We start from the raw sequence: 20,601 nt of genomic DNA on the forward strand, positions 1-20,601 counted from the left end.
CTGTATCATCGTAGTTCACCTCTCCCCGCCAAAGCGGGGAGAGGGAGAGGATTTTTACGCCTTGCCGGCCGAATCCTTGCGGGTCGCGTTGACCTGCATCTTGGCATAGGTCGTCATCAAGCCGACCTCGTTCGAGAGCGTCACCAGCTTGAAGCCCATGTTGATGGCGCGCGCAGCACCCTCGGCGCCGCTGCAATGGATGCCCGGGAAGAGCCCGCGCTTGTCGCATTCCTTGATGATCTTGTCGTAGATCGCGAGGATCTCGGGCTCGGTGCGGTCGAGCTTCGGCTCGAGGCCGTAGGAGAAGCCGAGGTCGGACGGGCCGATATAGACGCCGTTGAGGCCTTCGACGTCGAGGATCGCTTCCATGTTCTCGACCGCGGTCTTGGTCTCCATCATCGGCAGCAGCACGATGTCATCGTTCGCCGTCTTCTGGTAGGAGCCCGCGGTGCCGTACATGCCGGCGCGGATCGGGCCGTTGGAGCGGACGCCCTTCGGCGGATATTTCGCATAGGAGACGAGGTTCTTGGCTTCCTGCGCCGTGTTGACCATCGGGCAGATCACGCCATAGGCGCCGCCATCGAGCACCTTGCCGATGATGCCGGGCTCGTTCCAGGGCACACGGACCATCGGGGTGACCGGATGCTTGTCCATCGCCTGGAAGCACTGCACCATCGACAGATAGTCCTGCACGCCGTGCTGCATGTCGACGGTGACGCTGTCGAAGCCGCATTGCGCGATCATCTCGGCCGAGAAGCCGGAGGGAATCGCGAGCCACGCGTTGACCACGGCCTTGCCCGACTTCCAGATTTCCTTGACCTTGTTCGCCACGTTGCCTTCCTTCTTTGTTGTTGGACCGTGTTATTTGGACCTTCGTCACCATGACGAGCGCCGCGACAGCACACCATCGCTGTTACCGCGAACCGGGGCGCCGCGCTACGCTCGCAATGACGCAAGACCTATGCGCTTGGCCACAGGATCCAGGCCTCGCGGGCGGCGTCCACTATCGCCGCCCGAGTGTCGTCCGGCAAGGGGATGCCGTTCAAGGCGATCGGCCCGAAATCCGCCCCCGATGACGGAACCGTCCGGCTAAGCACTCGCCTTGGCGTGGCCGCCGAGATAGGCGGCGCGGATGGCTTCATTGCCCCAGAGCTCGTCGGGCTTGCCGCCGAGCACGATGCGGCCGGTCTCCAGCACGTAGCCGTAATCGGCCACCGACAGGCCCATGCGCGCGTTCTGCTCCACGAGCAGGACGGTGGTATTGCGCCGGATCTCGGAAATGATCTTGAACACGGCCTGCACGATGACAGGCGCGAGGCCGAGCGAGGGTTCGTCGAGCAGCAATAGCCGCGGCTTGGCCATCAGCCCCCGCGCGACCGCCACCATCTGCAACTGTCCACCGGACAGCGTCCAGCCGAGCGCATTGGTGAACTTGCGGATATCAGGGAACAGGTCGAACATCGCGTCCGCCTCGCGCGAGATCTCCGAGGTCGCCGCCCGGCGATTGGACGCGCCGAGCATGATGTTCTCCTTCACCGTCAGGCCCGGAAAAACGCGGCGGCCTTCCGGCACGTGCGAGATGCCCATGCGGACGATAGCCTCCGGGCCGAGACCGGCGATCGACTTGCCGTCGAACAGGATCTCGCCCGAGGTTGGCTTGGCAAGCCCCGAGATCGCACGCAGCGTCGTCGACTTGCCGGCGCCGTTGGCGCCCAACAACGTCACCACCTGCCCCTGCTCCACGGCGCAGGTGACGCCGCGCAGCGCTTCGATCTCGCCGTAGCGCACCACGAGATTGCGGATTTCGAGCAACGGCATCATTCGCTCCCGAGATAGGCGGAGACGACGTCGGGATGACGCAGCACGGCCATGGATTCGCCGTCCGCGATGCGGCGTCCGAAATTCAACACGGTGATGTGCTGGGCCGCTTCCGAGACCAGCGTCATGTCGTGATCGATGATCAGGATGGTGAGCCCCTGTGCGGCGATGCGCTTGAGCAGCTCGTGCAGCTCGAGCTTCTCGGTCGAGTTGAGACCGGCCGCGGGCTCGTCGAGCAGCAGCAGCGTCGGGTTCGAGGCCAGCGCGCGCGCGATCTCGATCAGGCGCTGATGGCCGTAGGAGAAGCTCGAGATCAGCTCGTTGGCGCGGCTGCCGAGGCCGACGAAGGTCAGCGCCTCCATCGCACGCTCGGTCAAGGCGTCATCGCCCTTCCCGACCATGGTGTTGCCGGGCCGCTCCGCGCCGATCTCGACGTTTTCCAGCGCCGTCATCGAACGGAACAGGCGGATGTTCTGGAACGTGCGCCCGAGACCCGACGCCGTGCGCTGATGCGGCGGCATATGGGTGATATCGGTGCCGTCAAGCACGATTCTGCCTGATGTGGCGACATACAGGCCCGAGAGCACGTTGAGCGTGGTGGTCTTGCCCGAGCCGTTTGGCCCGATCAGCGCATGCACGCCGCCGCGCTTCACGGCGATGTCGACGCCGTCGACGGCCTTGAGGCCACCGAAATGCTTCGACAAGCCCGTGACTTCCAGCACAATGTCGCCGCCGATCGTCGCCGGCTTCAACTGCAACGCGGCCACTGCCGGCGGCGCCTTGATCTTGGCGCGCCAGCGCGTGAGCGCATCCGCGACAAAGCCCCAGATACCGTCGGGCATGAAGCGGATGATCAGGATCACGAACAGGCCGTAGATCGCGAGATAGAGGCCCGGCACGCTCTTGAGGAAACGCAGCCACTCCGGAATCAAGATCAGGAGACCCGTGCCGATCACCGAGCCGACCGGCGACCCAACGCCACCGAGCAGCGACATGGTCAGGAACACGATCGATTCCGCGAACGAGAACTGATCGGGGCTGACATAGGCGAAGCCGCCGGCAAACAATCCGCCCGCAAGACCGCCGAGCAGCGCGCAGAGCGCAAATGCATAGATCTTGGTGCGGAAGACGTCGATGCCGTTGACGCCCGCCGCAAGCTCGTTATCGCGCACCGCGCGCATGGCGCGGCCGAGCTTGGTGTCGGAGAGATGCCAGACCATATAGCCGACGATCGCCAGCATCGCGACGCAGAAGGCGAGATAGCTCTGCGACGTCTGGAACAGGTCCGGACGTTTGATGTTGGAGACGCCATCAGGACCATGCGTCAGCCAGATCGCGTTGATCATCACCAGCGTGACGATCTGCTGGAACGAGATCGTCACCATCGCGAGGTAATGGCCGCCGAGCCGAAGCGTCGACATTCCGAGCAAGGCGCCCGCGAGCAGCGAGATCACGCAGCCGCCGACGAGGCAGAGCCAGAAGCTCACTTGCAGATCCGTCGTCCCGATGCCGACCGCATAGGCGCCGAGCCCGAAGAACGCGGCCTGCGCCAGATTGATCTGGCCGCACAGGCCGAGCACGACCGAGAGCCCGAACACCGCGATCGCGAACGTCGTGGCCTGAAGCAGGATGTTGTGGACGTAGCCGTCGAAGTTCATGTTGGCCGCGAGCACGACCAGGATCGCCGCGCCGATGAAGTACGGCAGGTGCCGGACCACGAGCGGTTTCGAACGGATGATGGGCGCCGGAATCGGCATGTTGTCGCTGGGTGCGCTCATGCCTTTTCCGCCACGCGTTCGCCGAAGATGCCTTGCGGCCGGAAGATCAGGAAGGCGATGAGCACCAGGAAGGCAAAGCCGTCCTTGTAGGGCACCGAGATATAGGCGGCACCAAACGTCTCGATCAAGCCGAGCGCGAGCCCGCCGATGATGGCGCCGGCGACATCGCCGAAGCCGCCGATGATGGTCGCCGCAAATGCCTTCAGTGCGATCGTCGAGCCCATCTGGATCGAGACGAACAGCACGGGCGCGACCAGGATGCCGGCGAGACCGCCGAGCACAGCCGAATAGATGAAGGTGATCATGATCATCGTGGAGACGGAAATGCCGAGCAGCGAGGCCATCTCCTTGTCCTGCGAGGTCGCCTGCAGCTTCTTGCCGAGCAGCGTCTTCTCGAAGAACCAGAAATTGAAGATCACGAGACAAATCGTGACGCCGATGATCAGGAGATACTGGCTGTCGAGATAGACCGGGCCGACCTGGATGCCGGGTGTTTCAAACCAGCCTTCAAGCACCTGCGGCTGCGGACCGTAGATCGCGAGCACGGAATTGGCGAGCAGGATCGAGGCGCCGATGGTGGCGATGATCACGGGCAGATAGCTGCGGTGACGCAGCGGGTAGTAGACGCCGAGATTGAAGACGACACCGAGCAGCGCCATGCCGAGCAGCGCGACGATGAAGGCCGCCCAATAGGGCAGACCGGCCTCGACTGCGACGACCATCAGATAGGCCGCGACCATGGAGAATTCGCCCTGGGCAAAATTCACCACATTGGTGGCACGGAAGATCAGCACGAAGCCGAGCGCGACCAGCGCGTAGACGGCGCCGATACCGATGCCGGTAAACAGGAGTTGTAGGGCGAGATCCATGACAAGCTTTTGTTGGAGGTCGGATAGGTTCGACGAAAGACGTCACGACCTCCCCGACCGGCATCGGGGAGGTCGTTTCAACGTCAGTCGTTGAACTCGATGTGCTTGTCGAAGGTGATGTTGCCCTTCTCGTTCTTCACGATGTTGTAGCCGTGCAGACCGTCGCCGTTCTGGTCGAAATTGTATTCGCCCTCGGCACCGGCGAACTTCCTGATCGCGAGGATGGCTTCGCGGATCTTGGCCGGTTCGGTCGTGCCGGCCTTGTTGATGGCCTGCGCCATCACGTTGATGGCGTCGAAGGTCCAGGAGCTCTGATTATCGGGCGCAACCTTGACTGCGTCGCGGTAGATCTTGCCGAACGCCTTCGAGCCTTCGCTGGAATCCTCGGCATAATCCGCCACGCCATACGTATTGTAGAGCGCGGGACCGGCGAGCTTCAGCGCGGTGATGTTGACGATCGAGGGCGAGCCGACCCAGGGAATGTTGACGCCGAGCTGACGGAGCTGGCGGGCGAAGATGCCGAGGTCGTTCTCGAAGGTGAAGTAGGAGCCGAGAATGTCGGCACCGGACTGCTTGATCGCGAGCACGACCGGCGTGAAATCCTGACTCTGGTTGGCGTACCCTTGGTCGAGCACCGGCGGCGCGCCGAGCTTTTCGAGCGCGCCAGTCAGCGCCTTGCCACCGGCGGTGCCGAATGCATCGGTCGAGTGCAGCACGGCCCACTTTTTCTTGGCGAGCGTCGTGACGCCGTATTCGGCGATGACGCGGCCGGAATAGCTGTCATTGGGACGGCAGCGGAACAGCCATTGATTGCCCATATGCGTGAGATTCGGATCGGTGCCGCCGATCATCACGGGCTTGCCGAGCTTGATCACGTCGGGCGCCATCGCGTGCACCTGGGTCGAACGGATCGAACCGAGGAAGCCGACGATATCAGGCTGCGAAGCGAGCTTGGAGAAGGCGAGCACGATGCCGGGATTGGTGGTCTGGTCGTCCTCGACGATCAGCTCGCCCTGCTTTCCCAAAATACCGCCGGCCTTGTTGACGGCTTCGAGCGCGAGCTTGGCGCCCTTGATGGCGTAACCGCCGGATTCAGCGGCGGGACCCGTGACGGGCGCGCACATGCCGATCTTGATGGTGGCGCCTTGCGCATGCGCGCTTTTGATGAGGTAGGGCGCGGCAATGCCGGCAGCAATTCCGGCCGCGAAGTCGCGTCTCGTCAGTCTCATTCATTCCTCCCTGGGGCCGGGCGTCCTTGTCGGCCCTTCTTTGTTTTGGCTCTATCGCTGAATACAGAGCCGGATGCTAGTTACGAATTCTCGCCGTGTGAGTAAATTGATATTGAGCCATCATCGACTAAGTGCGGAGAGCTCACGCCCAACGGTGTTTAACACCTGAGGCGGCGGTCTATTCTCAGCTATTTTTGCCGGGTTTTCCCGCAGATCGCGGTGCTTACGCGTTAAGCAATGACGATAGTCATGCGTAACTGCGAAGCCATCATGCAAATTTGCCGTTACGTTTCATCCGTAACATCGTCACTCGCGCCGGTGGAAGCAAGACACAATTCCAACTGCCCAAGCATCTCCTGCAACTCGGCGAGCTTGCGCGCGCCGAAGCGTTGGGTGATCTCGGCATAGATCGCTTCCGAAGACGGCGCGACGGAGGCCATCAGCTTCACGCCCTCCTTCGAGATCGAGACCATGCTGCGGCGCTGGTCGGCCTTCGCGGTCTTGCGCTCGATCAGATTGCGCGCCTCGAGATCGCGCAGGATGCGCGAGAGGCTGGGGCCGAGGAGAAACGCCGTGCGCGCGAGTTCCGTGACTTCGATGGTCTCGATGGCGGCGAGCGCGCGCAGGATGCGCCATTGCTGCTCGGTCAAACCATGTTCACGCAGTGCGGGGCGAAACTGCCGCATCACCGCCTCGCGCGCCCGCAACAGTGACATCGGCAGCGAGCGCGAGAAGTCGCGCATCGGCACCTGCCGTGCGGCATGCGCGCCTGCGTTGGTGGGTTCAGCCGGTCTCTTCGCCATATCGCCTCGTCCTCAAACCCGAAAACGTTTGCACTGCAGCACGCCGGAATTGGGTTTGACGAATTCACTTAACATGTTAATTATCTCCCCGGCAGCACAATTTAAGTGAACGCGCATGGCACTCTCGCATCACGATATCCAAGCTTGCGCGAGCCGTCTGCACCAGGCGGAGAAGACCCGCACGCAGATCCGGCAGCTCTCGCAGGATTTTCCCGACATCAGCATCGCCGATGCTTACGCGATTCAGAAGGCCTGGGTCGACCTCAAGATCGCCGAGGGGCGCATCGTCAAAGGCCACAAGATCGGTCTGACCTCGAAGGCGATGCAGAGCGCGCTCAACATCGGCGAGCCGGATTCCGGCGTGCTGCTCGACGACATGTTCTTTGCCGACGGCGGACTGGTTCCGACCGAGCGCTTCATCGCCACGCGCGTCGAGGCCGAGCTCGCCTTCGTGATGAGCAAGCGGCTCGCAGGCCCCGACTGCACGCTATTCGACGTGCTCAATGCCACCGACTTCGTGGTGCCGGCGCTGGAGATTCTGGACACGCGCATCGAGCGCGTCGATCCCAAGACCAAGGCGACGCGCAAGATTTTCGATACCATCGCCGACAATGCCGCGAATGCCGGCATCGTGCTCGGGGGACGACCGATCCGTCCGCTGGACGCGGATTTGCGCTGGATCGGCGCGCTCTGCTTCCGGAACGGCCAGCTCGAAGAGACCGGCCTTGCTGCCGGCGTTCTCAATCATCCCGCGACTGCGGTCGCGTGGCTTGCCAACAAGATAGCGCCGCTCGGCCTTGCGCTGGAGCCCGGACAAATCGTGCTCGCCGGCTCCTTCATCCGTCCGATCGAGACCCGCAAGGGCGACACAATTCAGGCCGATTATGGCGCCTACGGCTCCGTGAGCTGCTACTTCGCTTAAGTAACAAGACGACACAGGGAGTGAAAACGCGATGCCGCATTTCACGATCGAATATTCGGCCAATCTCGACAGCCGTCTCGATATGGCGCTGGTGTGCGAGATCGTGCGCAAGGCGGCGGTCGAGACCGGCATCTTCCCGCTCGGCGGCATCCGCGTCCGCGCCATCAGGTGCGAGCATTATGCAATTGCCGACGCGCGAAACGACTACGGTTTTCTCGACATGCTGCTGCGCATCGGCGAGGGCCGCGACCTTCCCACGCGCCAGAAGGCCGGCGAGCACGTTTTCCAGGCACTCTCAAAACATCTCGATCCCGTCTTCGCCGCCAGCAAGTTCGCTTTGTCGTTCGACATGCAGATCAACGACAAGGACACCAGCTGGAAGCGCAATAACATCCACGACGCCCTGAAAGTGGAGGCCGCAAATGGATAAGCCCACGCCGAAAGCCGACGTCTACCAGGCCAACCGCGACCGCGTCGCACCGCTGCTGAAGAAGCTGCGCGCGGACGGCATCGGCCACATGATCGACGGCAAGATCGTCCCCTCGATCTCCGGCGAAACGTTTGAGACCAAGTCGCCGGTCGACGGCGCAACGCTTGCGAGCGTCGCCCGCGGCAATGCCGAGGATATCGACGCCGCAGCGACCGCCGCTGCGCTTGCCTTCAAGCCCTGGCGCGACATGGGGCCGGCGATGCGAAAGAAGCTGCTGCATCGCGTCGCCGACGCGATCGAAGACAATGCCGACGACATCGCCGTGCTCGAATGCATCGACACCGGGCAGGCCTACCGCTTCATGGCCAAGGCCGCGATCCGCGCCGCCGAGAACTTTCGCTTCTTCGCCGACAGATGCGCCGAGGCGCGCGACGGCCAGAACACACCGAGCGACGAGCATTGGAACGTCTCGACGCGCGTGCCGATCGGCCCCGTTGGCGTGATCACGCCGTGGAACACGCCGTTCATGCTCTCGACCTGGAAGATCGCCCCTGCGCTCGCGGCCGGCTGCACCGTCGTGCACAAGCCGGCGGAATGGTCGCCGGTCACAGCGGCGATCTTGTCGAGGCTGGTCAAGGAAGCCGGCGTTCCCGACGGCGTGCTCAACACCGTCCATGGTTTTGGCGAAGAGGCCGGCAAGGCCTTGACCGAGCATCCCGCGATCAAGGCGATCGGCTTCGTTGGCGAAAGTTCGACGGGCTCCGCCATCATGGTTCAGGGCGCGCCGACGTTGAAGCGCGTGCATTTCGAGCTTGGCGGCAAGAACCCCGTCATCGTGTTCGACGACGCCGATCTCGACCGCGCGCTCGATGCCGTCGTGTTCATGATCTACTCGCTCAATGGCGAGCGCTGCACCTCGTCGAGCCGCCTGCTGATCCAGCAAAACATCGCCGAAAAATTCATCGAGAAGCTGACCGCGCGCGTGAAGGCGCTGAAGGTCGGCCATCCCCTCGATCCCTCAACCGAGATCGGGCCGCTGATCCACGAACGGCATCTGGCAAAGGTCTGCTCCTATTTCGACGTCGCGCGCCAGGACGGCGCCACGATTGCAGTCGGTGGCAAGACGTATGACGGCCCAGGCGGCGGACATTATGTCGAGCCGACGCTGGTCACAGGCGCGAACGGCAAGATGCGCGTGGCGCAGGAGGAGGTGTTCGGCCCCTTCCTCACCGTGCTGCCCTTCAAGGACGAGGCGGAGGCGATCGAGATCGCCAACGACATCCGCTATGGCCTCACCGGCTATGTCTGGACCAACGACATGGGCCGGGGCTTGCGCGTCGCGGACGCGCTTGAGGCCGGCATGATCTGGCTGAACTCGGAGAACGTTCGCCATCTGCCGACGCCGTTCGGCGGCATGAAGGCCTCAGGCATCGGCCGCGATGGTGGCGATTACTCGTTCGACTTCTATATGGAAACCAAGCACGTCTCGCTGGCGCGGGGCACACACAAGATTCAGAAACTGGGAATCTGACGCTCGTCGCTCCGAGGGGAAACGCAATGCCCGTACCGCAACACATCTTCGAGCCGCCGTTCAACATCATCCGCTCCAGCCACGTCGTGCTCGACGTGACCGATCTGAAGTTGAGCCGTGAATTCTACGAGACGATTATCGGCCTGCATGTCGAGGACGCCGACGACAATGTCGTGTACCTGCGCGCGGCGGAAGAGCACCAGCATCACTCGCTGGTGCTGCGCAAAACCGCAGCGCCCGCCTGTAACAGGCTCGGCTTCAAGGTCGGCAATGACGGCGATCTCGACAAGGCCGCAAAGTTTCTCTCCGAGAACGGCCTCGGCTACGCCTTCGTCGATCAGCCCTTCCAGGGCCGCACGCTGCAATTCACCGATCCCTTCGGCTTCCAGATCGAGCTCTATGCGTCGATGGACCGCCGGCCGCACCTCCTGCGCCGCTACGACCTCTACAGGGGCTGCCACCCGCAGCGGCTCGATCATTTCAATGTCTTTGCAGCCGAGGTGCAGGACACGGTCGATTTCTATGCACGACTCGGCTTCCGTCTCACCGAATATGCCGAGGAGGACGGCCCGAACGGCCGCATTGCGGCTGCCTGGATGCATCGCAAGGGCAACGTCCACGATTTTGCCATCACCAACGGCAAGGGCCCTCGCCTGCACCATTTCGCCTACTGGACGCCGACGGCGATGAACATCATCCATCTCTGCGACGTCATGGCCTCGCAAGGTTTTGTGAAGAACATCGAGCGTGGCCCCGGACGCCACGGCATCTCGAACGCATTCTTTCTCTATGTGCGCGATCCTGACGGACACCGCCTCGAGCTCTACACCAGCGACTACTTTACGGGCGATCACGACCACGAGCCGCTGCGCTGGTCGCTGCGCGATCCGCGCAGGCAGACACTATGGGGCGCGCCTGCCCCGCGCTCCTGGTTCGAGCAGGGCTCTCTCTTCTCAGGCCAGGCCGTGCGTGAGCCGAAGTTCGTGGCCGACGTGCTGGTGGCGGATTGAACGATGAAGCTCCCTCGCCTCGCCACCTATTCCATCAAGGGTGATATCAGCTACGGCGCCGTCCTGGAGGGCGGCATCGTCGATCTCTCCGCGCGCCACGCCAAGGATTATCCGACGCTGCGCGAGGTGATCGCGGCCGGGAAGCTCGCGGCCTTCGCCGAAGAGGCTGCCGGCCGCAAGCCGGATCATGCGCTCGCCGACATTACCTGGCTGCCGCCGATCCCTGCGCCGGAAAAGATCATCTGCATCGGCGTCAACTATCCTGATCGTAACGCCGAGTACAAGGACGGCCAGGAGGCACCAAAATATCCGAGCATGTTCATGCGCTCTTCCCGCTCCTTCGTCGGCCATGACACGCCGCTGGAGCGCCCGCGTGCATCAGCGCAGCTCGACTATGAGGGCGAGATCGTGCTGGTGATCGGCAAGCAAGGTCGGCACATCGCGGAAAGCGCTGCGCTCGACCACATCGCTGCGCTGACGCTCTGCAACGAAGGCTCGGTGCGCGACTGGCTGCGCCACGCCAAGTTCAACGTGACGCAAGGCAAGAACTTTGATTCCAGCGGCAGCCTCGGTCCGTGGCTCGTGCCCTACACCAGGGAAGCGCAGATCGCCGACATTCGCCTGACCACGCATGTCAACGGCGAGCTGCGGCAGGACGACCGCACCAGCCGGCTGATGTTCCCGTTCCGCTATCTCATCAGCTACATCTCGACGTTTGCGACGCTCGTTCCCGGTGACATCATCGTGACGGGCACGCCGACCGGCGCCGGTGCGCGGTTCGATCCGCCACGCTATCTAAAGCCAGGCGACGTTATTGAAGTCGTAGCCGAGGGCATCGGGTCCTTGCGCAACGGCGTCGTCGACGAAGCCTGACCAACAACACGAATGGAATGATGCAATGACCACCCTCACCGGCGGCGAAGCGATCGTAAGCGGGCTTGTCGCCCACGGTGTCGACACCGTGTTCGGCCTGCCCGGCGCGCAGGTCTATGGCCTGTTCGACGCCTTCCACCAGGCCCAGCTCAAGGTGATTGGCGCGCGGCACGAGCAGGCCTGCGGCTACATGGCGTTCGGCTATGCGCGCTCCAGTGGCAGGCCCGGCGTGTTCAGCGTGGTGCCCGGCCCCGGCGTGCTCAATGCCAGCGCGGCACTCCTCACCGCCTATGGCTGCAACGAGCCAGTGCTGTGCGTCACCGGCCAGGTGCCGACGCAATTCCTGGGCAAGGGCCGCGGCCATCTGCACGAGATGCCGGACCAGCTCGCGACTTTGCGCACCTATGTGAAATGGGCCGACCGCATCGAACATCCCGGCAATGCGCCGACCACCGTCGCGCGCGCTTTCCAGGAGATGACATCGGGACGGCGCGGCCCCGCCTCGGTCGAAATGCCCTGGGACATTTTTACTCAGCGCGCCGACACTCGTGCCGCACAGGTGCTGGAGCCGCTGCCCGCGCCGCTGCCTGACCCCGATATGATCAAGCAGGCGGCTGCGTTGATTAAGGACAGCAAGGCGCCGATGATCTTCGTCGGTAGTGGCGCGATCGAGGCGCGCGACGAAATCCTCGAGCTTGCCGAGATGATCGATGCCCCCGTCGTCGCCTTCCGCAGCGGCCGCGGCATCGTTTCCAACGCGCATGAGCTCGGGCTCACCATGGCCGCCGCTTACAAGCTCTGGCCGACAACCGACCTCATGATCGGCATCGGCTCGCGGCTGGAGCTGCCGACCATGTCGCGCTGGCCCTTTCGCCCCGATGGCCTGAAGAGCATCCGCATCGACATCGATCCCGTCGAGATGCGGCGCTTCATCTCGGACACCGCGATCGTTGCCGATGCCAGGACGGCGACCGCCGATCTCACTGCTGCCGTCAGCAAGGCCGGTTACAGCAAGACCGCCGGCCGCCGCGCCGCGATCCGCGAGGCGACAGCGACGGCACAGCAGGAGATCCAGCGCATCCAGCCGCAGATGGCGTATCTGAACATTTTGCGCGAGGTGCTGCCGGCGAATGCGATCGTCACCGACGAATTGTCGCAGTTCGGCTTCGCCTCCTGGTACGGTTTTCCGATCTACGAGCCGCGCACCTTCATTACGTCAGGCTACCAGGGCACGCTCGGCTCGGGTTTCCCGACCGCGCTCGGCGCCAAGGTCGCCAATCCTGACAAGCCGGTGGTGGCTATCACCGGCGATGGCGGCTTCATGTTCGGCGTGCAGGAGCTTGCCACCGCCGTGCAGTTCAACATCGGCGTGGTGACGCTGGTGTTCAACAACAACGCCTATGGCAATGTCCGCCGCGACCAGCGCGAACGCTTCGACGGCCGCGTGGTGGCGTCCGATCTGGTCAATCCGGATTTCGTCAAGCTCGCGGAGTCTTTTGGCGTGGCGGCTGCGCGCGTGACCGCGCCGGACCAGTTCAAGGCAGCGATGGAAAAGGCGCTCGCGCATGGCGGACCGTATCTGATCTCGGTCGAGGTGACGCGGGATTCTGAAGTCAGCCCATGGGCGTTCATTCACCCGCCGAAGCCCTGATCCTCATGGTGAGGAGGCGCGCAGCGCCGTCTCGAACCATGAGAGCCCGGCTGCAGCATCTCGGCCTTCATCCTTCGAGACGCGCGCGAATAGCGCGCTCCTCAGGATGAGGAGTTAGGTCAGCGCACCTTTCGAAACGTTAGATTGATCCGCTTCCGTCCGAGCAGTGCGTGCTCGCCATCGGCGAGCGGCGCCACGCCGTGATAGGCGAGCCTGCTGGCCCCTCCCCAAACCACGACGTCGCCATGGACCAGCCGAAAACGCCGCGGCTTGTCGGCGCGCGCCAGGCCGCCGAATAGGAACGTCGCGGGCAGGCCGAGCGAGACCGAGACAATCGGCGCCGAATAGTCGAGCTCGTCCTTGTCCTGGTGCAGCGATAGCCGCGTGCCCGGCTCATAGCGATTGACGAGGCAGGCATCGGGCGTGAAGCCCGCAAAACCGCCTTGCTCAGCTGCACCGCGAGCGAGATCGCAAAACACCGGCGGCATCGCCGGCCATGGCGCCTCGGTTCGCGGATCGATGGGGTCATAGCGATAGCCGGTGTGATCGGTGATCCAGCCGCGCTCGCCGCAATTGGTTATCGCCACCGACATCTGATGGCCGCCCGGCGTCGTCATCCGCCGGAACGGCGACTGCGCGACGATCGCGCGCACGGCTTCGATCAGCTCGCCCTCGATCGGCTTGACGAAGCCGCGCAGCAGCACCGCGCCGTCGGCGATTTCTTCGCGCGATGGCTGCGCCTCGGCAACGCTATCGAACAAGTCAGACGTCAATCGTCGCGCTCATTTGGCATCATGAAAGATCACACCCAGCGTGTGGCGCTGGCCGGTGCGAATCCGGCTGACGCCATGGCGCAGATTAACCCGGTAGGTGCCGCGTGTCCCCTGCACCGGGCGGTGATGCACGGCAAAAGCAACAGCGTCGCCTTGGGCCAGCGGAACCACCTCGGCGCGCGACTGCATCCGCGGGCGCTGCTCGGTCAGCACGAACTCGCCGCCGGTGAAATCGCGTCCCGGCTCGGAGAGCAGGATGGCGACCTGGAGCGGGAACACGTGCTCGCCGTAGAGGTCCTGATGCAAGCAATTGAAGTCGCCGGCTTCGTATTGCAGCAGCAACGGCGTCGGCCGTGCTTGGCCCGCCTCGTGGCAGCGCTTGAGGAAGGCGGCATGCGCGGCGGGATAGCGGATGTCGATGCCCATCGCCTCGTTCCACCGATTGGCGACGGTCTGGAGATGCGCATAGAGCGCCGGGCGAAGCTGCGCGATCAGATCGGGCAGCGGGTAGGCAAAATATTTGTACTCGCCGCGGCCGAAGCCGTGACGGCCCATGACGATGCGGCTGCGGAAGTGGGTGTCGTCGGGATAGAGCGCAGCGGCGGCGCGGCACTGGTCCGGCGTCAGCAGGCCTTTCAGGACGGCGCAGCCCTGGGAGTCGAGTTCACTGGTGATCTGCGGCCAGTCGAGGGCATCGACGTGGGCGGCGAGGTCAGCGGATAGCTGATGGGGTGTTTTGCGTGCGGTCATTGTCATAGCAATCACCTTTGCAGTCCGAGGTTCACCCCGCCACCCGATTTCCGATGACTATCTCCTCGTCATTGCGAGCGCAGCGAAGCAATCCAGGATCTTTCCGCGGAGAGATTCTGGATTGCTTCGTCGCAAGAGCTCCTCGCAATGACGGCGGAGAGAGATTAGCCCCGCACCGGCAGCGTCGCCACGTCGTAGCCGTGCTTGATCGTGCGCTTCAGAACGGGATCTTCGAGCTCGAACTCGAAACGGTCGGCGGGGCGGATGCCGCCCTTGGCCGCAAAAGTGCCGCCGAACATGGCGCAGCCGTCGGGGAACTTGTTGCCATCGAAGCCGCGCTTGATGAGGTCGGCGACGGGCAGCATCGCGTCCAGCGTGCCCTCCTGGTAGAGCACGCGCTCGCCCTTGATCGTGGCCCAGGAGCGCAAGATCATCTTGTCCCAGTGGCCGATGACGTCCTCCAGCTCCCACAGCGTCGAGGCAATCGGCTTGTCGCACATCTGCTTGGACACGGTGACATTGTAGGCCTCGACCTTGCGGTCGGTATGGTCGGAGCCGCAGCCGACGAAGATGCGGCCCTGCCAGCCGATCAGCACGAACTCGACTTCGCCGGAGGAATCGCTGCCGGTGCACTCAATGCTGTCTTCCTGCGTCAGCCGCCGCGCCGCGCCGCGATAGTAGATCGGCGTCGAGGCTGGCGGGGCGATGCCCATCTCCTGCAGCTCGGCGATATGCTTGTCGCGCGCGACGGGGTCGCGGCCGGTCCAGCCGGCGATGACCATCTGGTCGATCGCCAATGTCAGCGGCGTGGTGGTGTCCTGGGCGTCAACGGTGAAAGTCAGGTCAAACACGAATTACGGCCTCCATGCCGGCAGCAAGTTCAAAGATACGGCGATCCGAGCCGCCCGCCCCTGCAAGCATCAGGCCGACGGGGATTTCGCCCTCCCGATGCGCAGGGATCGAGATAGCACAGCCGTCGATCATGTTGATCAGTGTGCAATTGCGCAGTGCGCGCAGGTTTTCTTTGGTGAACGCCTTGTCGTCGGCGAGATCGGAAATCTTCGGCGGCGTGTTGGCGGTGGTCGGCAGCACCAGCGCGTCATAGGGCGCAAGGCGTGCATTGACGCGGGCGATCAGCGAGCGGCGCTCGTTGAGGAGGTCGATATAGTCGGCCGCGCTCTGCGCCTCGCCGCGCAGGATGCGGACGGAAACGCGGGGGTCGTAGACGTCGCCCTTGGACGTGATGAGATAGCGATGCCAGGCATAGCTTTCGGACGCGGCGAAGCCGCCCTTGGCGTTCATCGGGCCGATGTCGTGGAATTCGGCCATCTCGATGCGCTCGATGATGGCACCGTGATCAGCGAGCGACTTCAGCGCGCGCTCAAAGGTTTCGGCGACGTCTGCGTCGAGATCATCGAGCGCGATCGTGGTCGGCACCGCGAGCCGCATGCCCTTCACCGGGCGCGGCCTCAGCGGAACGATCGGCTCGTTTGCCAGCACCGCATCGAGAATGGCACAGCAGCTGACCGATCGCGCCAGCGGGCCGATGCTGTCGAGCGAGAACGACAGCGGCACCGCGCCATCGAGCGGCACGCGCTGCTGCGTCGGCTTGTAGCCGACGATGCCGTTATAGGCCGCCGGAATCCGGCAGGAGCCGCCGGTGTCGGTGCCGAGCGCGCCATGCGCCATGCCGTCGAGCACGGACACCGCGGCGCCCGAGGACGAGCCGCCGGGCACGTGACCCTCGGCCCGGTTCCAGGCGCCCTTCGGTGTGCCGTAATGCGGATTGATGCCGATGCCGGAATAGGCGAACTCGGTCATGTTGGTGCGGCCGATCACGACAAAGCCGGCCTTGCGCAGCCGCGCCACGGTTGCGGCATCCTGCTCGGCCGGCGGGGAATCGTCGAGTGCGCGGGAGCCGGCGCGCGTCACCTGGCCCTTGATGTCGAACAGATCCTTGATCGAGACCGGGATACCGGCATAGCGCGACGGTGCCGCCTTGGCCTTGCGCAGGCCATCCATCGCGTCGGCAGCCGCGAGCGCGGCGTCCTTGTCGACATGGATGAAGGCGCGCTGGCCCTCGCCTGCCGAGTCGGCGATTTTGGCGATGCACGCCTCGACCAGTTTTCGGGAGGTGGTGCGGCCGTTTTCGAGGTCGTCGGCGAGCTTCGCCAGTGTCGGAAAATCGGGCATGTCTGTCTCACGGAATATTGCGCGCGCAATCTATAGCGCCGGCTCAGTTCGACACAAGCATTGTGCGCATGATGGCATGCATGCGCATTGCTGGACCGTTGACGCGGCATGGTCGATTGTCGCATCAAGATCGAAACAGGCGGGCGTAAGGCCTGTGCCTTTGAAATATTTCCCGGGAGGACCAGCCAGATGGCCGAACCGCAGCGCGCGCGACCGAAACCGACGCCGGAAACCCAGCATTTCTGGGACGGCGCCAAAGCGGGCGAATTGCGCCTGCAGCGCTGCGACGCCTGCGCGCATGTCTATTTCCCGCCGCGCCCGTTCTGCCCGTCCTGCGCCTCGCGCAAGGTCAGCATCTTCAAGGCGAGCGGCAAGGGTTTCCTCTACAGCTACGTGATCAACCACCGTCCGGCCGCGCCCGGCTTCACGCCGCCTTACGCAATCGCCGTGGTCGAGCTTGCCGAGGGGCCGCGGATGATGAGCAACATCATCGACTGCCCGCAGACCCCGGAAGCGCTCGAGCTCGACATGAAGCTCGAAGTCGCCTTCGAGGCGCTCGACGACAAGATCACCCTCCCCGTCTTCCGTCCGGCGAAGGGGTAGACCATGCGCAAGAACCAGGTTGCCGTCGTCGGCGCGGCCGAGACCACCGAGCTCGGTGTCATCCCCAACGTGTCGCAGCTTCAGCTTCATGCGGATGCGGCGCTCAACGCCATCGCCGATGCCGGGCTGAAGCTGTCCGACATCGACGGTTTTGCCACCGCGGTCGAAACGCCGCAGCAGGTCTGCCACTATCTCGGCATTAGGCCTACCTGGGTGGACGGCACCTCGGTCGGCGGCTGCTCATTCATGCTGCACGTCCGCCATGCCGCCGCTGCGATCGAGGCCGGCCTGTGCAAAACCGTTCTGATCACGCATGCCGAGAGCGGCAAGTCGATGATCGGCAAGGCGCCGCGCTCGACAGCGCCGGACAGCCTCAACGGCCAGTTCGAGGCGCCGTTCGGCGTCTACGGCCCGCCCAGCATGTTCCCGATCCCCGTGCTGCGCTTCATGAAGACCTACGGCATCACCCACGAGCAACTGGCTTCGGTTGCGGTCGTCCAGCGCGAATGGGCGGCCAAAAACCCGCGCGCGATGATGAAGGACCCGATCACGGTCGCCGACGTCCTCAATTCGCGCATGATCGCCTATCCGTTCCGCCTGCTGCAATGCTGCCTCGTCACCGACGGCGGCGGCGCACTGATCCTGACCTCGGCCGACCGCGCCAAGGATTTTCCGCGCAAACCGGTCTACATCATGGGCACAGGCGAGAGCGTGGAAACGCCGATGGTCAGCCAGATGGAGACTTTTAACTCCTCGCGCGCGTTCAAGACCGCTGGCCCCCTCGCCTTCAAGGAGGCCGGCATCGCCCACAAGGACGTCGACCATCTCATGATCTACGACGCGTTCGCGCATCTGCCACTGTTCGGCCTCGGCGATCTCGGCTTCATGCCGCATGAAGAAACCGGCCAATTCATCGCCGACGGCAACACGCGGCCGGGCGGAAAACTGCCGCTCAACACCAATGGCGGCGGATTGAGCTATATGCATTCGGGCATGTACGGCATGTACGCGCTCCAGGAGAGCGTGCGCCAGATGCGCGGCATCGCGCCGGCGCAGGTGGCTGGCGCGAAGATTTCGGTGTGCCACGGCGTCGGCGGCATGTTCGCCGCGTCAGGCACGATCGTGTTTACGAACGAGAGGTAGAACACACATGACAAAATCACTGCAAGACAAGGTCGTCATCGTCACCGGCGCAGGCCGCGGCATCGGGCGCGAGATCGCGCTGCTCTGCGCGGCGGAAGGCGCCAAGGTCGTCGTCAACGATCCCGGCAGCGCCGCCGACGGCGCCGGTTCGAGCGCGTCTCCCGCTGAGGAGGTCGTCGAGGAGATCAAGAAGCGCGGCGGCATCGCCGTTCCGAACTTCGAGTCGGTAGCGGAAGCCGTCCCCGCCAGCAAGATCGTCAAGACCGCGACCGATCATTTCGGCCGGCTCGACGGCGTCGTCAACAATGCCGGCATTTTGCGCGACATGATCTTCCACAAGATGAGCGTGGAAGCGTTCGAGGCCGTCATCAAGGTCCATTTGATGGGCTCGTTCTATGTCTCGCACGCCGCGGCGCGCATTTTCCGCGAGCAGGAGTCGGGCTCCTTCGTGCACTTCACCTCGACCTCGGGCTTGATCGGCAATTTCGGCCAGGCCAACTACGCCGCCGCCAAGCTCGGCATCATCGGGCTTTCCAAGTCGATCGCGCTCGACATGGGCCGCTTCAACGTCCGCTCCAACTGCGTCTCGCCGTTCGCCTGGACCCGCATGATCGGCACCATCCCGACCGAGACCGAGGCCGAGAAGGCGCGCGTCGAGAAGATCAAGCAGATGGGACCGGAGAAGATCGCGCCGATCTGCGCCTATCTGCTGTCCGATGCCGCCAAGGAGGTCTCTGGGCAAATCTTCGGCGCGCGCATGAACGAGCTGTTCCTGTTCAGCCAGAACCGTCCGCTGCGTTCGGTTCATCGCAGCGAGGGCTGGACGCCGCAGACAATCGCGGAACACGGCATGCCGGCGCTGAAGGGCTCGTTCTACAAGCTCGACCGCTCCGCCGACATCTTCCCCTGGGACCCCGTGTAAGGATTCCGTCTAGCCACATTTTTGGCATCCCTGCGCTGCGATCTCTGGTTGTCTTGTCCAGAGATCGCCCCGCTTTAAGCCTGAATGCAGGCGAATAGTGTCCTCCCAACACAATCTTGGGAGGAAACCATGACAAGAATACTGACCAACTCCGACGACACCACTGCAACCGGCGGCCTCGGCCGCCGCACGCTTCTCAAGGGCGCTGCGACCGTCGCCGCATCCGCCCTGCTCGCCTCGCGCGCGGACGCCCGCGACTTCGGCGCCAATGCCGAGCCGCAGCGCTATCCCGATCCTGACATCATCGCTATCGATCCCAAGCGCTTCAAGGCCAAGGTCGGCAACACCTCGATCAAGCGGCTCTACACCGGCTGCTTGTGGGCGGAAGGACCGGCGTGGAATGCGCAGGGGCAATATCTCGTCTGGAGCGACATCCCGGCCAACCGGCAGCTGCGCTATCTCGACGACGACGGCCACATCTCCGAGCAGTTCCACAAGCCGTCGAACGAGGCCAACGGCAATTCGTTCGACACCGAGGGCCGCCAGATCACCGCCGAGCGCACCCGCCTCGTCCGCTACGAACACGACGGTTCGGTGACGACGCTGGCGGAGCAAGCGAACGGCAAGCCGCTCAACGGCCCGAACGACATGGTCGTCCATCCCAACGACAAGTCGATCTGGTTCACCGATCCCGGCTATGGCGCGATCAGCATCTACGAGGGCAAGCTCGCCAACACCGGCTCGCTCCAGCCCTATCAGAAGGAAGCTGTCTATCGCCTCGATGCGCAGTCAGGCCAGCTTACGAAGGTCGCGGACGAACCGTTCAAGCCGAACGGCATCGCCTTCTCTCACGACTACAAGAAGGTCTACGTTTGCGACACCGGGATCACGCATTATCCGCAGGCGGAGAACGTGGTTTGGTCTTACGACCTCGACGGTCAGAAGCTGTCGAACCCGAAGCGGCTGATCGACATGAAGCTCGACGGCAAATCAGGCTTCCCCGACGGAATGCGGGTCGACGTCGACGGCAATATCTGGGTCGGCGCCGGCTGGGTTGGACCGGGCTATGACGGCGTGCAGGTGTTCGCGCCAAACGACGGCGCACGGATCGGGCAGATCCTGTTGCCAGAGACTTGCGCCAACCTCTGCTTCGGCGGCCGAAAGCGCAACCGCCTGTTCATGACCGCGAGCCAGTCGCTGTATTCGGTCTATGTGGAGACGCAGGGGGCGCATTTCTGTTGATGTGACGCGAAGTGTGAGTGGCGAATGGCGAGTGGACTCCATTCGCTACTCGCCATTCGCA

Annotated in this window: 20 protein-coding genes; 10 read left to right on the forward strand and 10 right to left on the reverse strand. The window is 63.7% G+C overall.

The annotated features are described in order from the left end of the window. Positions 1 to 54 precede the first annotated feature (54 nt). From BMW89_RS07800 to hpaR, 6 genes are all read right to left on the reverse strand, one after another. Positions 55 to 831 (reverse strand): HpcH/HpaI aldolase family protein, encoded by a 777-nt coding sequence (locus tag BMW89_RS07800; protein WP_092024319.1) that lies wholly within the window; start codon positions 829 to 831, stop codon positions 55 to 57. Between the two features lie 258 nt (positions 832 to 1,089). After that, positions 1,090 to 1,818 (reverse strand): ABC transporter ATP-binding protein, encoded by a 729-nt coding sequence (locus BMW89_RS07805; RefSeq protein ID WP_092024711.1) that lies wholly within the window; start codon positions 1,816 to 1,818, stop codon positions 1,090 to 1,092. Continuing rightward, on the reverse strand, positions 1,818 to 3,596 hold the full coding sequence (locus BMW89_RS07810; RefSeq protein WP_092024320.1) for a branched-chain amino acid ABC transporter ATP-binding protein/permease: 1,779 nt from the start codon (positions 3,594 to 3,596) through the stop codon (positions 1,818 to 1,820). The genes BMW89_RS07805 and BMW89_RS07810 overlap by 1 nt, the downstream gene beginning before the upstream one ends. Beyond that, a complete protein-coding gene (locus BMW89_RS07815) occupies positions 3,593 to 4,465 on the reverse strand; it encodes a branched-chain amino acid ABC transporter permease (RefSeq protein ID WP_092024321.1) in 873 nt (290 codons plus the stop codon). Before BMW89_RS07815 ends, BMW89_RS07810 begins: the two co-directional genes overlap by 4 nt. 83 nt (positions 4,466 to 4,548) lie before the next feature. Beyond that, positions 4,549 to 5,694, reverse strand: coding sequence for an ABC transporter substrate-binding protein (locus BMW89_RS07820; RefSeq protein ID WP_092024322.1), 1,146 nt, complete (start codon positions 5,692 to 5,694; stop codon positions 4,549 to 4,551). Between the two features lie 284 nt (positions 5,695 to 5,978). Next, positions 5,979 to 6,497 (reverse strand): homoprotocatechuate degradation operon regulator HpaR, encoded by a 519-nt coding sequence (gene hpaR, locus BMW89_RS07825; protein WP_092024323.1) that lies wholly within the window; start codon positions 6,495 to 6,497, stop codon positions 5,979 to 5,981. A 115-nt stretch (positions 6,498 to 6,612) separates the two neighbouring features. Between hpaR and hpaH the strand changes: the two genes are divergently transcribed. The 6 genes from hpaH to BMW89_RS07855 are packed head-to-tail and all read left to right on the forward strand — an operon-like array spanning position 6,613 to position 12,914. Beyond that, a complete protein-coding gene (gene hpaH, locus BMW89_RS07830; RefSeq protein WP_092024324.1) occupies positions 6,613 to 7,419 on the forward strand; it encodes a 2-oxo-hept-4-ene-1,7-dioate hydratase in 807 nt (268 codons plus the stop codon). Positions 7,420 to 7,450: 31 nt separating this feature from the next. Beyond that, positions 7,451 to 7,849, forward strand: a complete 399-nt coding sequence (locus BMW89_RS07835; protein WP_092024325.1) for a 5-carboxymethyl-2-hydroxymuconate Delta-isomerase — start codon at positions 7,451 to 7,453, stop codon at positions 7,847 to 7,849. Further along, positions 7,842 to 9,380 carry a 5-carboxymethyl-2-hydroxymuconate semialdehyde dehydrogenase gene (gene hpaE / locus BMW89_RS07840; protein ID WP_092024326.1) on the forward strand — a complete coding sequence of 513 codons (1,539 nt, stop codon included), beginning with the start codon at positions 7,842 to 7,844 and terminating at the stop codon, positions 9,378 to 9,380. The genes BMW89_RS07835 and hpaE overlap by 8 nt, the downstream gene beginning before the upstream one ends. Positions 9,381 to 9,406: 26 nt before the next feature. Beyond that, complete coding sequence (gene hpaD, locus BMW89_RS07845; protein ID WP_092024327.1) at positions 9,407 to 10,390, forward strand: 3,4-dihydroxyphenylacetate 2,3-dioxygenase; 984 nt, start codon at positions 9,407 to 9,409, stop codon at positions 10,388 to 10,390. Between the two features lie 3 nt (positions 10,391 to 10,393). Continuing rightward, positions 10,394 to 11,263 carry a fumarylacetoacetate hydrolase family protein gene (locus BMW89_RS07850; RefSeq protein WP_092024328.1) on the forward strand — a complete coding sequence of 290 codons (870 nt, stop codon included), beginning with the start codon at positions 10,394 to 10,396 and terminating at the stop codon, positions 11,261 to 11,263. A 25-nt stretch (positions 11,264 to 11,288) separates the two neighbouring features. Further along, complete coding sequence (locus BMW89_RS07855; protein WP_092024329.1) at positions 11,289 to 12,914, forward strand: thiamine pyrophosphate-dependent enzyme; 1,626 nt, start codon at positions 11,289 to 11,291, stop codon at positions 12,912 to 12,914. Positions 12,915 to 13,033: 119 nt separating this feature from the next. Here the strand turns inward: BMW89_RS07855 and alkB are convergent, their stop codons facing one another. The 4 genes from alkB to BMW89_RS07875 form a co-directional block, all read right to left on the reverse strand. Then, positions 13,034 to 13,687 (reverse strand): DNA oxidative demethylase AlkB, encoded by a 654-nt coding sequence (gene alkB, locus BMW89_RS07860; RefSeq protein ID WP_092024330.1) that lies wholly within the window; start codon positions 13,685 to 13,687, stop codon positions 13,034 to 13,036. Positions 13,688 to 13,696: 9 nt separating this feature from the next. Further along, on the reverse strand, positions 13,697 to 14,443 hold the full coding sequence (locus BMW89_RS07865; protein ID WP_092024331.1) for a 2OG-Fe(II) oxygenase: 747 nt from the start codon (positions 14,441 to 14,443) through the stop codon (positions 13,697 to 13,699). A gap of 158 nt (positions 14,444 to 14,601) precedes the next feature. Then, the gene (locus BMW89_RS07870) at positions 14,602 to 15,288 is read right to left on the reverse strand and encodes a DUF2848 domain-containing protein (protein WP_092024332.1); all 687 of its coding nucleotides are present in this window, start codon (positions 15,286 to 15,288) and stop codon (positions 14,602 to 14,604) included. Next, positions 15,281 to 16,630: an amidase gene (locus BMW89_RS07875; RefSeq protein WP_092024333.1), complete on the reverse strand. Its 1,350-nt coding sequence runs from the start codon at positions 16,628 to 16,630 to the stop codon at positions 15,281 to 15,283. The genes BMW89_RS07870 and BMW89_RS07875 overlap by 8 nt, the downstream gene beginning before the upstream one ends. Before the next feature lie 189 nt (positions 16,631 to 16,819). Here BMW89_RS07875 and BMW89_RS07880 point away from each other — a divergent pair, with 189 nt between their 5' ends. The 4 genes from BMW89_RS07880 (at position 16,820) to BMW89_RS07895 (ending at position 20,540) form a co-directional block, all read left to right on the forward strand. Further along, a complete protein-coding gene (locus BMW89_RS07880; protein ID WP_092024334.1) occupies positions 16,820 to 17,233 on the forward strand; it encodes a Zn-ribbon domain-containing OB-fold protein in 414 nt (137 codons plus the stop codon). A gap of 3 nt (positions 17,234 to 17,236) precedes the next feature. Continuing rightward, entirely contained in the window at positions 17,237 to 18,376 is a 1,140-nt protein-coding gene (locus BMW89_RS07885; RefSeq protein ID WP_092024335.1) for a thiolase C-terminal domain-containing protein, read from the forward strand. A 7-nt stretch (positions 18,377 to 18,383) separates the two neighbouring features. Then, complete coding sequence (locus BMW89_RS07890; protein ID WP_092024336.1) at positions 18,384 to 19,298, forward strand: SDR family oxidoreductase; 915 nt, start codon at positions 18,384 to 18,386, stop codon at positions 19,296 to 19,298. A gap of 129 nt (positions 19,299 to 19,427) precedes the next feature. Then, the gene (locus tag BMW89_RS07895; RefSeq protein ID WP_092024337.1) at positions 19,428 to 20,540 is read left to right on the forward strand and encodes an SMP-30/gluconolactonase/LRE family protein; all 1,113 of its coding nucleotides are present in this window, start codon (positions 19,428 to 19,430) and stop codon (positions 20,538 to 20,540) included. Positions 20,541 to 20,601 lie beyond the last annotated feature (61 nt).

It is taken from the genome of Bradyrhizobium sp. OK095 (assembly GCF_900109945.1).
Taxonomy (GTDB): Bacteria; Pseudomonadota; Alphaproteobacteria; order Rhizobiales; family Xanthobacteraceae; genus Bradyrhizobium.

Coding starts and splice junctions, on each gene's coding strand:
- BMW89_RS07880 (WP_092024334.1), top strand. CDS start 16,820: ATGGCCGAACCGCAGCGCGCGCGACCGAAACCGACGCCGGAAACCCAG.
- BMW89_RS07815 (WP_092024321.1), bottom strand. CDS start 4,465: ATGGATCTCGCCCTACAACTCCTGTTTACCGGCATCGGTATCGGCGCC.
- hpaD (WP_092024327.1), top strand. CDS start 9,407: ATGCCCGTACCGCAACACATCTTCGAGCCGCCGTTCAACATCATCCGC.
- hpaR (WP_092024323.1), bottom strand. CDS start 6,497: ATGGCGAAGAGACCGGCTGAACCCACCAACGCAGGCGCGCATGCCGCA.
- BMW89_RS07850 (WP_092024328.1), top strand. CDS start 10,394: ATGAAGCTCCCTCGCCTCGCCACCTATTCCATCAAGGGTGATATCAGC.
- BMW89_RS07890 (WP_092024336.1), top strand. CDS start 18,384: ATGACAAAATCACTGCAAGACAAGGTCGTCATCGTCACCGGCGCAGGC.
- hpaH (WP_092024324.1), top strand. CDS start 6,613: ATGGCACTCTCGCATCACGATATCCAAGCTTGCGCGAGCCGTCTGCAC.
- BMW89_RS07875 (WP_092024333.1), bottom strand. CDS start 16,630: ATGCCCGATTTTCCGACACTGGCGAAGCTCGCCGACGACCTCGAAAAC.
- BMW89_RS07855 (WP_092024329.1), top strand. CDS start 11,289: ATGACCACCCTCACCGGCGGCGAAGCGATCGTAAGCGGGCTTGTCGCC.
- BMW89_RS07865 (WP_092024331.1), bottom strand. CDS start 14,443: ATGACAATGACCGCACGCAAAACACCCCATCAGCTATCCGCTGACCTC.
- BMW89_RS07885 (WP_092024335.1), top strand. CDS start 17,237: ATGCGCAAGAACCAGGTTGCCGTCGTCGGCGCGGCCGAGACCACCGAG.
- BMW89_RS07835 (WP_092024325.1), top strand. CDS start 7,451: ATGCCGCATTTCACGATCGAATATTCGGCCAATCTCGACAGCCGTCTC.
- BMW89_RS07810 (WP_092024320.1), bottom strand. CDS start 3,596: ATGAGCGCACCCAGCGACAACATGCCGATTCCGGCGCCCATCATCCGT.
- BMW89_RS07805 (WP_092024711.1), bottom strand. CDS start 1,818: ATGCCGTTGCTCGAAATCCGCAATCTCGTGGTGCGCTACGGCGAGATC.
- BMW89_RS07820 (WP_092024322.1), bottom strand. CDS start 5,694: ATGAGACTGACGAGACGCGACTTCGCGGCCGGAATTGCTGCCGGCATT.
- BMW89_RS07895 (WP_092024337.1), top strand. CDS start 19,428: ATGACAAGAATACTGACCAACTCCGACGACACCACTGCAACCGGCGGC.
- hpaE (WP_092024326.1), top strand. CDS start 7,842: ATGGATAAGCCCACGCCGAAAGCCGACGTCTACCAGGCCAACCGCGAC.